This window comes from Stenotrophomonas sp. TWI273 (assembly GCF_039674765.1).
Taxonomy (GTDB): Bacteria; Pseudomonadota; Gammaproteobacteria; order Xanthomonadales; family Xanthomonadaceae; genus Stenotrophomonas.
Window position 1 is genome coordinate 292,648 of sequence record NZ_JBDJOA010000002.1, and the last position, 11,841, is coordinate 304,488.

At 67.2% G+C, this 11,841-nt stretch carries 10 protein-coding genes; 6 read left to right on the forward strand and 4 right to left on the reverse strand.

The features are described from left to right. Window positions 1-80: 80 nt before the first annotated feature. Both rho and trxA read right to left on the reverse strand, forming a co-directional pair. Window positions 81-1,871, reverse strand: coding sequence for a transcription termination factor Rho (rho, locus tag ABE571_RS03710; RefSeq protein WP_346493203.1), 1,791 nt, complete (start codon window positions 1,869-1,871; stop codon window positions 81-83). 221 nt (window positions 1,872-2,092) lie between these two features. Beyond that, window positions 2,093-2,422 carry a thioredoxin TrxA gene (gene trxA, locus ABE571_RS03715; protein ID WP_019183509.1) on the reverse strand — a complete coding sequence of 110 codons (330 nt, stop codon included), beginning with the start codon at window positions 2,420-2,422 and terminating at the stop codon, window positions 2,093-2,095. A 559-nt stretch (window positions 2,423-2,981) separates the two neighbouring features. Here trxA and rhlB point away from each other — a divergent pair. From rhlB to rpoH, 6 genes are all read left to right on the forward strand, one after another. Continuing rightward, the gene (gene rhlB, locus ABE571_RS03720) at window positions 2,982-4,691 is read left to right on the forward strand and encodes an ATP-dependent RNA helicase RhlB (protein WP_346493204.1); all 1,710 of its coding nucleotides are present in this window, start codon (window positions 2,982-2,984) and stop codon (window positions 4,689-4,691) included. Window positions 4,692-4,915: 224 nt separating this feature from the next. Then, on the forward strand, window positions 4,916-5,602 hold the full coding sequence (gene ftsE / locus ABE571_RS03725) for a cell division ATP-binding protein FtsE (RefSeq protein WP_121040406.1): 687 nt from the start codon (window positions 4,916-4,918) through the stop codon (window positions 5,600-5,602). Beyond that, complete coding sequence (ftsX, locus tag ABE571_RS03730) at window positions 5,599-6,549, forward strand: permease-like cell division protein FtsX (RefSeq protein WP_346493205.1); 951 nt, start codon at window positions 5,599-5,601, stop codon at window positions 6,547-6,549. The genes ftsE and ftsX overlap by 4 nt, the downstream gene beginning before the upstream one ends. A gap of 7 nt (window positions 6,550-6,556) precedes the next feature. Continuing rightward, entirely contained in the window at window positions 6,557-7,399 is an 843-nt protein-coding gene (locus ABE571_RS03735) for a response regulator (protein WP_313211329.1), read from the forward strand. Beyond that, entirely contained in the window at window positions 7,396-8,115 is a 720-nt protein-coding gene (ung, locus tag ABE571_RS03740) for a uracil-DNA glycosylase (RefSeq protein WP_284128706.1), read from the forward strand. The genes ABE571_RS03735 and ung overlap by 4 nt, the downstream gene beginning before the upstream one ends. A 412-nt stretch (window positions 8,116-8,527) precedes the next feature. Next, window positions 8,528-9,403 carry an RNA polymerase sigma factor RpoH gene (gene rpoH, locus ABE571_RS03745; RefSeq protein WP_019183519.1) on the forward strand — a complete coding sequence of 292 codons (876 nt, stop codon included), beginning with the start codon at window positions 8,528-8,530 and terminating at the stop codon, window positions 9,401-9,403. Window positions 9,404-9,511: 108 nt separating this feature from the next. On the opposite strand, the gene purD is transcribed toward rpoH, so the two are convergent. Continuing rightward, window positions 9,512-10,798, reverse strand: a complete 1,287-nt coding sequence (gene purD, locus ABE571_RS03750) for a phosphoribosylamine--glycine ligase (RefSeq protein WP_313219454.1) — start codon at window positions 10,796-10,798, stop codon at window positions 9,512-9,514. Between the two features lie 93 nt (window positions 10,799-10,891). Then, window positions 10,892-11,827 carry a hypothetical protein gene (locus tag ABE571_RS03755; protein ID WP_346493206.1) on the reverse strand — a complete coding sequence of 312 codons (936 nt, stop codon included), beginning with the start codon at window positions 11,825-11,827 and terminating at the stop codon, window positions 10,892-10,894. Window positions 11,828-11,841 lie beyond the last annotated feature (14 nt).

The window sequence follows — 11,841 nt, forward strand, 5'->3', positions numbered from 1 at the left end:
CGGCCGGCACTACCCGGGCACCCTCTCAACGAAAAAGGCCCCGCAGTGCGGGGCCTCTTTCTGTCCGGATGCTGCGCCGATCAGCGCTTCATCGAACCGAAGAACTCGTCGTTGGACTTGGTGTTCTTCATCTTGTCGAGCAGGAATTCCATTGCGGCCATTTCATCCATCGGATGCAGCAGCTTGCGCAGGATCCAGATCTTCTGCAGCAGTTCCGGTTCGATCAGCAGATCTTCGCGGCGGGTACCCGAGCGGTTGATGTCGATCGCCGGGAACACGCGCTTTTCGGAGATGCGACGGCTCAGGTGCACTTCGCTGTTGCCGGTGCCCTTGAACTCTTCGTAGATCACCTCGTCCATCTTGCTGCCGGTATCGACCAGCGCGGTAGCGATGATGGTCAGGCTGCCGCCTTCCTCCACGTTACGCGCCGCGCCGAAGAAGCGCTTCGGACGGTGCAGGGCGTTGGCGTCCACACCACCGGTGAGCACCTTGCCGGAGCTGGGCACCACGTTGTTGTAGGCACGCGCCAGGCGGGTGATCGAGTCGAGCAGGATCACCACGTCCTTCTTGTGCTCGACCAGGCGCTTGGCCCGCTCGATCACCATTTCGGCGACCTGCACGTGGCGCGCAGCCGGTTCGTCGAAGGTGGAGCTGATGACTTCGCCGCGCACGGTGCGCTGCATTTCCGTCACTTCTTCCGGGCGCTCATCGATCAGCAGCACGATCAGGTGCACGTCCGGATGATTGGTGGTGATCGCCGTGGCCACCTGCTGCATCATCATCGTCTTGCCGGCTTTGGGCTGGGAGACGATCAGCGAACGCTGACCCTTGCCCTGCGGTGCCATCAGATCGAGGATGCGGCCGGTGATGTCTTCGGACGAACCGTTGCCGCGTTCCAGGGTGAAGCGCTTGCGCGGGAACAGCGGGGTCAGGTTCTCGAACAGCACCTTGTTCTTGGACGCTTCCAGCGGCTCACCGTTGATGGTGTCCACGATCGACAGCGCGAAGTAGCGCTCGCCGTCCTTCGGGAAGCGGATGCGGCCGGACAGGTGGTCGCCGGTGCGCAGGTTGAAGCGGCGGATCTGGCTGGGCGAAATGTAGGTATCGTCCGGGCCGGCCAGGTAGCTGGCTTCGGCCGCGCGCAGGAAGCCGAAGCCGTCCGGCAGGATTTCCAGCACGCCGTCGGCGGCAACGCCGTCGCCATGACGGGTCAGCACCTTGAGCAGGGCGAAGATCACGTCCTGCTTGCGGGCACGGGCCACGCCTTCGGAGATATGCAGCTGTTCGGCGATTTCCAGCAGCTTCTGTGCCGGCATGCGCTTGAGGTCACTCAGCGAATAGACCGGGAAGCCTTCGGGCACGTTGGCCTGCTGGCTGCGCACGAACGGCTGCTGTTCGCCGTTGTCCTGCGGCATGCCGTCGTCGTTGTAGCGATCGCCACCGCGGTTGCGGTCACGGCGATTGCGGAAACGGTCGCGGCGGTTGCCTTGGCCCTGACCCTGGCCTTGGCCCTGGTTCTGGTTCTGGCCCTGACCCTGCTGGTACGGGTTCTGCCCGCCCTGCGGGTTCTGGTTGCGGCCGTTCTGGTTGCGCTGGCCACCGTCGCCGGTGTCCTGCTGACCACCGCCCTGCGAGGGCGATGCGTCGCCACCGGCAGGGGCTGCCGGTGCCGATGCCTGCGGGGCTGCCGAAGGAGCAGCAGCCGGCGCCGGCGCGTCAGACGCGGCAGCCAGAGGCAGAGCGGGTTGTGAGGGGGGAGAACCTGCGTCGGCAGCGGTGTTGGCGGCGGCCTTGGCGACGCGCGGCTTGCGCACGCGCTTCTCGGCGGGCGCGTCGGCGCTCCCGGGTTCGGAAGTAGTGATATCGGACAAGTGCTGGATTCCTCGCTAGAAGGTGCGAGCGCCCGGCAGGGCGGCGAACGTTGGGAAAGGATCTGGAAGGAAACTGCGTCCAGAAGATGCGGCGCGCGAATGCGGCCGGATATGCCGACACTAACACCGGCTCGCGGCGGCGCGCAAGCCGGGTGGGGCAGGGTCATTCATGCGGGCGACGGGCCCGCGTGGCAGCCGGACGGGCCGGCTGCCTGCTGCGATCAGGCCAGGGCCTTGTCGAGCATGCCGGCCAGCTGGGCCTTGCCGACGGCACCGATCTGCTGGGCCTGGACTTCGCCGTCCTTGAACACCAGCAGCATCGGGATCGAGCGCACGTGGTACTTGGCAGCCAGGGCGCGGTTCTGATCCACGTTGACCTTGGCGATCTTGGCGCGACCGTTGTAGGCGTCGGCCAGTTCATCCAGCGCCGGGGCGATCATCTTGCAGGGACCACACCATTCGGCCCAGAAATCGACCAGCACCGGTTCCTTGGAATTCAGCACTGCGCTATCAAAGTCGGCGTCGCCGACATGTACAACCTTGTCGCTCATCTTGGTTTCTCGTCTGGTAATGCACCCGGCAGGGCCGGAGGAAGTTGAATTTGGGCAACGCCGACCGGGCGTCACCCTCGTCTGGTGCCTCGTGGCCGCGGGCGGCCAGCGGTGCGTTCGGCGGATGCCTGGACGCTCACGGGGCGCAGTGTACCGCTATCGCCGTGACCGGACAGACGCTGGTTGGAAAGAAGCGTCCCGTGATCGCCCACCTGCGTTATCGCGACGATCCCGGTTGATATGCGGGGGCCGGGAGGCCGGTTCCAGCCCCGCCCGCCGCGCCGTTCAACCGGCGGCAGGGCGGGTGAATACGAGGTGCAGAGCGAACGCCAGCCCTGCCAACGCGCTGTAATGGCGCGCTGGGCGGGCATTCTCATGGGGTCGAGCGACGGGGGATCCCGGTTTGCCGCCGACATTGCGCTAAACTGGGGCATTGCGCGGCGCCCTGGACCCGAGTCCGGCCCCGCCAATCCCGGCGCAGGGGCCGTTTGCGACGGTGCCCCCCAAGATGATGCAAGCCACCCGCACCTCTGCCGGCTGGCCTTACCAAGACGGACTCATGAGCGACAAACCGCTGACCGATTTGACCTTCTCCTCCTTCGAGCTGCATCCGGCCCTGCAGGCCGGCCTTGAAGGAGCCGGATTCACCCGTTGCACGCCCATCCAGGCGCTGACCCTGCCGGTCGCGCTGCCCGGCGGCGACGTCGCCGGCCAGGCCCAGACCGGCACCGGCAAGACCCTGGCCTTCCTGGTCGCGGTGGTGAACCGCCTGCTGACCCGCCCGGCACTGGCCGATCGCAAGCCGGAAGACCCGCGCGCGCTGATCCTGGCCCCGACCCGCGAGCTGGCCATCCAGATCCACAAGGATGCCGTGAAGTTCGGCTCCGACCTCGGCCTGCGCTTCGCACTGGTCTACGGCGGTGTGGATTACGACAAGCAGCGCGAAATCCTGCAGCAGGGCGTGGACGTGATCATCGCCACCCCCGGCCGCCTGATCGACTACGTCAAGCAGCACAAGGTGGTCTCGCTGCACGCCTGCGAAATCTGCGTGCTCGACGAAGCCGACCGCATGTTCGACCTGGGCTTCATCAAGGACATCCGCTTCCTGCTGCGCCGCATGCCCGAGCGCAGCACGCGCCAGACGCTGCTGTTCAGCGCCACGCTCAGCCACCGCGTGCTGGAGCTGGCCTACGAGCACATGAACGAGCCGCAGAAGCTGGTGGTGGAGAGCGAGTCGATCACCGCCGCCCGCGTGCGCCAGCGCATCTACTTCCCGGCCGACGAAGAAAAGATCCCGCTGCTGCTGGGCCTGCTCTCGCGCAGCGAAGGCGCCCGCACCATGGTCTTCGTCAACACCAAGGTGTTCGTCGAGCGCGTGGCCCGTTCGCTGGAAAAGGCCGGCTACCGCGTCGGCGTGCTGTCCGGCGACGTGCCGCAGAAGAAGCGCGAGAGCCTGCTCAACCGCTTCCAGAAGGGCCAGCTGGAAATCCTGGTGGCCACCGATGTCGCCGCCCGCGGCCTGCACATCGACGGCATCAAGTACGTCTACAACTACGACCTGCCGTTCGACGCCGAAGACTACGTGCACCGCATCGGCCGTACCGCGCGCCTGGGCGAAGAAGGCGATGCGATCAGCTTCGCCTGCGAGCGCTACGCGATGGGCCTGCCGGACATCGAGGCGTACATCGAACAGAAGATCCCGGTCGAGCCGGTCACCAGCGAAATCCTGACCCCGATCCCGCGCGCGCCGCGTGCACCGTCGCCGGAAGGCGAGGGTGATGCCGAGGGTGACGAGAACGAAAGCGTCGGCCAGATCTTCCGCGAAGCACGCGAAGCGCGTGCCGCCGAAGAGCAGCGTCGTGGCGGTGGCAGCAGCCGTGGCGGCAAGCCGGCCGGTGGCCGTGGCGAGCGCCGCGCACCGGGCGAGCGCAGTGCCGATGGCAAACCCCGCCGTGAGCGAAAGCCGCGCGTGGAAGGCGAGCCGCCGGCCGTGGCCGCCGATGCCGCTGCCACCCCGCAGCTGGCCCCGACCGCCGCGCCGGCTGCCGAAGGCAGCCCGGCCGTGGAAGGTGAGCGTGCGCCGCGCAAGCGTCGTCGTCGTCGCCACGGCCGTCCGGTCGAAGGTGCCGAGGGCGCCGCAGCGACCGGCCCGGTGACCCCGGTGCAGGTGACCGCCAAGCCGATGCGCGGCAAGCCTGCCGCCGATCCGGGCGCCTCGTTCCTGACCCGCCTGGGCCGCAAGATCCGCCGGATGCTGTCCGGTTCGTAAGACCGGACGCGCGACCCGCGATGCCTGGGGGGTATAGCCCCCTTGGTAAGGGGGCGGTCGCGAAGCGACGGGGGATCGGGTGCTGATGAGAGGGGCCCACGGTTTGCGCAGCGAACCGTGGGGCGACAGCGCGAATGCGATGGCGCTTCCCCCGACCAACGGTCGGCACCTACCGTCTGACGCCCGACCTCCACGCCGCCACCCTCGTCCTGCATAATCAGGGGATGAGCGTCCTGCGTTTTGACAATGTCAGCAAACAATATGCGGGCGGCCACCAGGCACTGGTGGACGTCAGCTTCGATGTCGCCCCCGGGGAAATGCTGTTCGTCACCGGCCATTCCGGTGCGGGCAAGAGCACCCTGCTCAAGTTGATCCATCTCGACGAGCGGCCCAGCCGCGGCGCGGTGATCTTCAATGAGCGCAACCTGCTGAAGGTGCGCGGCGGAAGTATTCCGCGGCATCGGCGCGAGGTCGGTGCGGTGTACCAGGACCATCGGCTGCTGATGGACCGCAGCATCGCCGAGAACGTTGCCCTGCCGTTGATCCTGCGCGGCACCCGCCGCAACGAGATCGGCAAGCGCGTGCGCTCGGTACTCGAACGCATGGGCCTGGGCCACCGCGAAAAAGCCCTGCCCTCGCAGCTGTCGGCCGGTGAACAGCAGCGCGTCGGTATCGCCCGTGCGATTGTCGGCGAGCCCACGCTGCTGGTCGCCGATGAGCCCACCGGCAATCTCGATCCCACGTTGGCGGCGGAAATCATGGCGTTGTTTGCCGAGTTGCCCGATCGCGGCACCAGCGTGCTGGTGGTCAGCCACGATCTGGCCCTGCTGCGACGCATGCGCAAGCGCGTGCTGATCCTGGATCACGGCCGCCTGGTCGATGACATCTCGCCGCAGGACCTGGCCGAATGAATACTCCGGTGACCAAGGAAACCGCCGCGCCCTCGCGCTTGGGCGTGTGGCTGCACCATCACGGCCACAGCGTGGTCTTCAGCCTCGGCCGTGCGTGGCGCAAGCCGTGGGCGACGCTGCTCACGGTGATGGTCATGGCGCTCGCGCTGGCCCTGCCGCTGGGCCTGTCGATCGCGCTGGACAACCTCAAGCACTTCGCCGGCAGCGTGCAGCAGTCGCGCGACATCAACCTCTTTCTGAAGACCGACGCCGGTGCCGATGCGGCCCGCCAGGTGGCCGAGACCCTGCGCGGTCGCGCCGACGTGGCCAACGTCACCGTGCAGACCCCGGAGCAGGGCCTGGCCGAGCTGCGCGAGAGGGCCGGGCTCGGTGAGGCCATCGATGCACTGCATGACAATCCGCTGCCGACCCTGCTGATCGTGACCCCGGGCGAGGGCGCCGACGATGCGCGCCTGGCGCAGTCGCTGGAAGGCCTGCCGCAGGCCGATCTGGTCCAGCACGATGCGTTGTGGCGCAAACGCCTGGATGGCTGGCTGGGCTTTGGTACGCGCCTGGTGCAGGTGCTGTCGGTGCTGCTCGGCCTCGGTGCCGCACTGGTGGTCGGTAACACCGTACGCCTGGACATCCAGGCGCGCCGCGATGAGATCGGCGTGCTGCAGCTGCTCGGCGCCAGCGATGGCTTCATCCGCCGCCCGTTCCTGTATCTGGGCGCGTGGTACGGCCTGGGCGCCGGCGCGGTCGCCCTCGCGCTGATCGGTGCGGCCGGGCTGGCCCTGCGTCCGCCGCTGGCGGCGCTCTCGCAGAGTTATGGCAGCCCCTTCGTGCTGCATGGTCTGGACCTGCTGCATTCCTCGTTCGTGCTGCTCGGCACCGTGGTGCTGGGCTGGCTGGGCGCCTGGCTGGTGACGGGGCATTTCCTGCGCCAGACCCGTCCGACCGAAACCTGAGGCCCGCATGCGTCCGCAAGCCCTCAAGCACCTCGCCGACGACGCCCCGCGCGTGATGGTCGTCGACGGCTCCAGGCTGGTCCGCAAGTTGATTGCCGATGTGCTGCAGCGCGAACTGCCGGCCGTGGAGGTGGTGGGCTGTGCGAGCATCGCCGAGGCGCGTGCGGCGCTGGATGCCGGGCCGGTCAGTCTGGTCACCACCTCGCTCACCCTGAGCGATGGCGACGGGCTGGACCTGGCGCGCATCGTGCGCGACGCGGCGGGCCAGGCCTACGTGCCGGTCATCGTGGTCTCCGGCGACGCGCAGCAGCATCTGGAACAGCGCCGCTTCACCGAGTACGTCACCGATTATTTCGACAAGGCGCTCGGTCACGAAGCCCTGGCCACCTTCATCCGTGGCTATGTGCAGCCAGAGACCATTCCGGGCGCCACGATCCTGTATGTCGAAGACAGCCGCGTCGTCGCCGAGGCGACCAAGCGCATGCTCGAACGGCAGGGCCTGAACGTGCTGCACGTGCTCACTGCCGAAGATGCCTTCGCGCTGCTCACCGCCGAGTCGCTCGGCCGCAGCAGCCACCGCATCGATCTGGTGCTCACCGATGTCACGCTCAAGGGCGAGCTCAGTGGCCGTGATGTGGTGCAGCGCGTGCGCGTGGACTTCGGCTACGGCAAGCGCCGCCTGCCGGTGCTGGTCATGACCGGCGACGGCAACCCGCACAACCAGTCCGGCCTGCTCCAGGCCGGTGCCAACGATCTGGTCCAGAAGCCGATCGAAGAGCGCCTGCTCATCACCAAGGTGCTGTTCCAGCTGCGCCTGTCCCGCCTCAACGAAAAGCCTGTAGTGCGATGAATGACGATGTAGTGCCCAGCATCCAGCTCGAACCGAGCTGGAAGACGCGTATCGGTGATTACCTGCTGCGCCCGGACATGCGCGAACTCTCCGCGTTCCTGCGCCAGCGCAAGGCGGCCGGTGCCCAGGTGTTTCCCCCTGGCCCGCAGATCTTCGCCGCGTTCGACGCCACGCCCTTCGACCAGGTCAAGGTGGTCATCCTCGGCCAGGATCCGTATCACGGGCATGGCCAGGCCCACGGCCTGAGTTTCTCGGTCATGCCGGGCGTACCGGTGCCGCCATCGCTGCTGAACATCTACAAGGAGATCGAAGCCGATCTGGGCATCCCGCGCCCGGACCACGGCTGCCTGCTGCCGTGGGCGCACCGTGGGGTGCTGCTGCTCAATGCGGTGCTGACCGTGGAGGCGGGCAACGCCGGCTCTCACCAGCGGCGTGGCTGGGAGGGCTTCACCGACCATGTGGTGGACACGCTCAACCGCGAGCGCGAGGGCCTGGTGTTCCTGTTGTGGGGCAGTTACGCCCAGCAGAAGGGCAAGGTCATCGATACCGGCCGGCACCGCGTGCTCAAGGCACCGCATCCTTCGCCGTTGTCGGCGCATCGCGGCTTCCTGGGCTGCCGTCATTTTTCGATGGCCAATGACTACCTGCAGCGCCGCGGCAACGCGCGCATCGACTGGTCGCTGCCGCCGCGTGCCGCGCTGGAGCCGGCGGCGTAATCACTGGCGGTCGTCATCTGGACGGCCAGCATCGCGATGATGGAGTGCGCCACCTGCCGCTTGCGGGTTGAACATGGCGGGCTATTACCAGGCGTCGGTGGGTTTGGGCCTGCCACGCGTAGCGGTGGCGCAGGGGTAGAGCCAGGCCATGCCTGGCTGAACTGCCGACAACCTTTCCGGGCTGAATGGGCGCATCCGGCAGCCTGTTCAGCCAGAAAACACGCGCCAGCGCCCAATTCATCCGTCTATCTTGTTGATTTCATGGAGTTTGATGGTTTGTTTCCAGCCTCTCGCCACTGTCATCATTTCGCGGTACGTTAGGGGTGTCTTCGGTGCCAGCGTCCCATGAACAGAACGCTGGAACTTCTTTCCCCTTTAGCAGTCCAATTCCGGGACTGCTAAGATGAGTGCTATGAGCCAGAACACCTCTACTGCCCTTGTGGCAAACAATCTCCCGATTCCCAGTGCGCTCGGTTCGCTGGACGCCTACATCGGTGCCGTGCACCAGATCCCGGTGCTGTCGGTCGATGACGAGCAGGATCTGGCCCGCCGCTTCCGCGACGAGCTGGATCTGGACGCCGCGCGCGAGCTGGTCCATTCCCACCTGCGCTTCGTGGTGCACGTCGCCCGTGGCTACAACGGCTATGGCCTGGCGCTGGGCGACCTGATCCAGGAAGGCAACATCGGCCTGATGAAGGCGGTGAAGCGCTTCGACCCGGACATGGGCGTTCGCCTGGTGTCGTTCGCGGTGCATTGGATCCGTGCGGAAATGCACGAGTTCATCCTCAAGAACTGGCGCATCGTCAAGGTCGCCACGACCAAGGCGCAGCGCAAGCTGTTCTTCAACCTGCGCAAGTCCAAGACCCGTCTGGGCTGGATGAACGCGGCCGAAGTCAGCGCGGTGGCCAAGGACTTGAACGTATCCGAGCGCGAAGTGCTCGAGATGGAGTCGCGCCTGTCGGGTCGCGATATCGGTTTCGATCTCTCCAGCGATGACGATGACGATCATGCGCCGCCGTCGCCGGCTGCCTATCTGCGCGCCAACGAAGAAGATCCTTCGATGGCGTACGAGCGGATGGACAGCGAAGACAATCAGCTGCAGCTGCTGCGCGAAGGCATGGCCGAACTGGATGCGCGGTCGCGCGACATCATCCGCCGTCGCTGGTTGGACGCGGACAGCAAGGTGACGCTGCAGGAGCTGGCCGATGAGTACGGCGTGTCGGCCGAACGCATCCGCCAGGTCGAGGCGAACGCGCTGAAGAAGATGAAGGCGCTGTTTACTGCGTGATGCGGTGACTGGCGTGGTTACGCAAAAAGGCCCGGCTGATGCCGGGCCTTTTTGCTTTCTGGCGTTCAGGGCAGTGCTTCGATCGGTCGTGGCCGCGACCGTGCCAGGTCAGCCCTGCTCGCGCGCAATCGCCCGCCAGCCGATATCGCCGCGGTGGAACTCATGGGCCCAGTGGATGGCACCGACGCCGGCGTAGGCGTTGCGCTGTGCCTCGCCCACCGTGCCGCCCAGTGCAGCCACGCACAGCACACGGCCGCCGGCGCTGAGCACCTGGCCCTGCGCGTCCAGCGTGGTGCCGGCATGGAATACCTTGGCCGTCGCCGCCACAGCGTCCAGGCCGTGGATCACGTCACCGGTGATCGGGGTCTCCGGATAGGGCGAGGCCGCCATCACCACACCCAGCGACGGGCGCGGATCCCACTGCGCCTCCACGGTGTCCAGGCGCTCGTCGATCGCCGCTTCGACCAGATCCACCAGGTCCGACTGCAGGCGCAGCATCACCGGCTGGGTTTCCGGGTCGCCAAAGCGCACGTTGAACTCGATCACCTTCGGCGCGCCGCTGGCATCGATCATCAGGCCGGCATAGAGGAAGCCGGTGAACGGAATGCCGTCGGCGATCATGCCCTGCACGGTCGGGTTGACCACCTCGCGCATCACGCGCGCATGCACTTCATCGGTCACCACCGGGGCCGGCGAGTACGCGCCCATGCCGCCGGTGTTCGGGCCGGTGTCACCGTCGCCCACGCGCTTGTGGTCCTGCGAGGTCGCCATCGGCAGCGCCGTCTTACCGTCCACCATCGAGATGAAGCTGGCTTCTTCGCCGTCCAGGAATTCTTCGATCACCACGCGTGCGCCAGCATCGCCGAAGGCATTGCCGGAGAGCATGTCGCGCACCGCGTCCTCGGCCTCGGCCAGGGTCATCGCCACGATCACGCCCTTGCCGGCGGCCAGACCATCGGCCTTGACCACGATCGGTGCGCCTTTCTCACGCAGGTAGGCCAGCGCCGGTTCGATGTCGGTATGCACGGCATAGAACGCGGTCGGGATCCCGTGGCGGGCCAGGAAATCCTTCGCGTACGCCTTGCTGCCTTCCAACTGCGCGGCGGCGGCGGTGGGCCCGAAGATGCGGTGCCCGGCGGCGCGGAAGCGATCGACCACACCAGCCACCAGCGGCACTTCCGGGCCGACCACGGTCAGGCCGATGCCTTCGGTGCCGACCAGCGCCAACAGACCGTCCAGATCGGTGACCTTGACGTCCACGTTGCGGCACTTGGGCTCGGTGGCGGTGCCTGCATTGCCGGGGGCGACGATGACCTCACGGACCTTCGCGGACTGGGCCAGCTTCCAGGCCAGGGCGTGTTCGCGGCCGCCAGCGCCGATGACCAGGATCTTCAATGCAGTTCTCGCGTAAGAGGGCAGGAACGTGATTTTACGCGGTGCGGGCGGCGGGTGCATTCGGGCGGTCGGTGGCCGTGGCAACCCACGGCCTCAGCTGTCGGCGCAGCCGTCGCGCTGGAGGTCGTCCGGCACCGGATACGCGCGCTGCCGGGCATCGAAGATGAGGTGGTAGAACGCGGTCGCCGGGCCCGTGCAGTCGTGGCCGCTGGCACGCACCGTCAGCGGCCAGTAGCCATCCACGGCGTTGCTGTCGCCCACCGTCGTGCTGAAGTCGACCGAGAACACGCCCTCGCCGCAGTCGGCCGGATGGCCGTCACAGCGGTGCAGGGCAAGATTGTCGAGGTGATCGCGGTACCGGGCGACATCGCGCAGACGATGATTGTGTTCGGCGATGTAACTGCGCCAGACGCGCCGATGGCCGCGCCGGTGTTCTTCGTGGGTGATCTGGAAGGCATGGCGCTGCGGGCCAAGCTGCGCGATCTGGACCGTACCGGGTGCGCCGTGGCGCCCGTATGGGCCCTGCAGGCGCTGGGCCATCACCAGCAGCGGATCCTTGGCAGGCAGTGGGGCGAACATGCCGCCGCGGTTGGCCTCTTCGTCGTCCGTGCCCACGCGCAGCACATACAGATCGACCCGGCCCGGCTCGACCGTGGCTGCGTCGTCCAGGGTCTGGCACACCGCCAGCAGGGTCTGCTCATGACCGTCGGCCGTGACCGTGTCACGCGCGCACACGCTGCGGGTGACCGGGCGTAGTGCCTCGACCTCGGTGTCCTCCCACGCATCCTTCCACGGCGCATCCAGGACGGCCTTGTCGCCATAGCGCGTGCGAAGGAAGGCCAGCAGGCGCTGGGTGTGATCGCCCCGGACCCGGACGGTGTCTTCCGGCTGCGCCGTGGTGTCGAGCACGCGGTGTGGTTTGGCCGGTTCGGAAGACGCCCCCGGTTCACTGGCAGGCGTGCAGCCCAGCACCCCCGCAGCAGTGGCGATGACCACCGCTGCGAGGCGATTGCGGAGCGAGGACGACATCCGTGTCGATCCCC

What these genes read in the sequence shown, in the direction of transcription:
- trxA (WP_019183509.1), bottom strand. Translation starts at nt 2,422, where the DNA reads ATGAGCGACAAGGTTGTACATGTCGGCGACGCCGACTTTGATAGCGCA.
- ftsE (WP_121040406.1), top strand. Translation starts at nt 4,916, where the DNA reads ATGAGCGTCCTGCGTTTTGACAATGTCAGCAAACAATATGCGGGCGGC.
- ABE571_RS03755 (WP_346493206.1), bottom strand. Translation starts at nt 11,827, where the DNA reads ATGTCGTCCTCGCTCCGCAATCGCCTCGCAGCGGTGGTCATCGCCACT.
- rhlB (WP_346493204.1), top strand. Translation starts at nt 2,982, where the DNA reads ATGAGCGACAAACCGCTGACCGATTTGACCTTCTCCTCCTTCGAGCTG.
- ung (WP_284128706.1), top strand. Translation starts at nt 7,396, where the DNA reads ATGAATGACGATGTAGTGCCCAGCATCCAGCTCGAACCGAGCTGGAAG.
- rpoH (WP_019183519.1), top strand. Translation starts at nt 8,528, where the DNA reads ATGAGCCAGAACACCTCTACTGCCCTTGTGGCAAACAATCTCCCGATT.
- ftsX (WP_346493205.1), top strand. Translation starts at nt 5,599, where the DNA reads ATGAATACTCCGGTGACCAAGGAAACCGCCGCGCCCTCGCGCTTGGGC.
- ABE571_RS03735 (WP_313211329.1), top strand. Translation starts at nt 6,557, where the DNA reads ATGCGTCCGCAAGCCCTCAAGCACCTCGCCGACGACGCCCCGCGCGTG.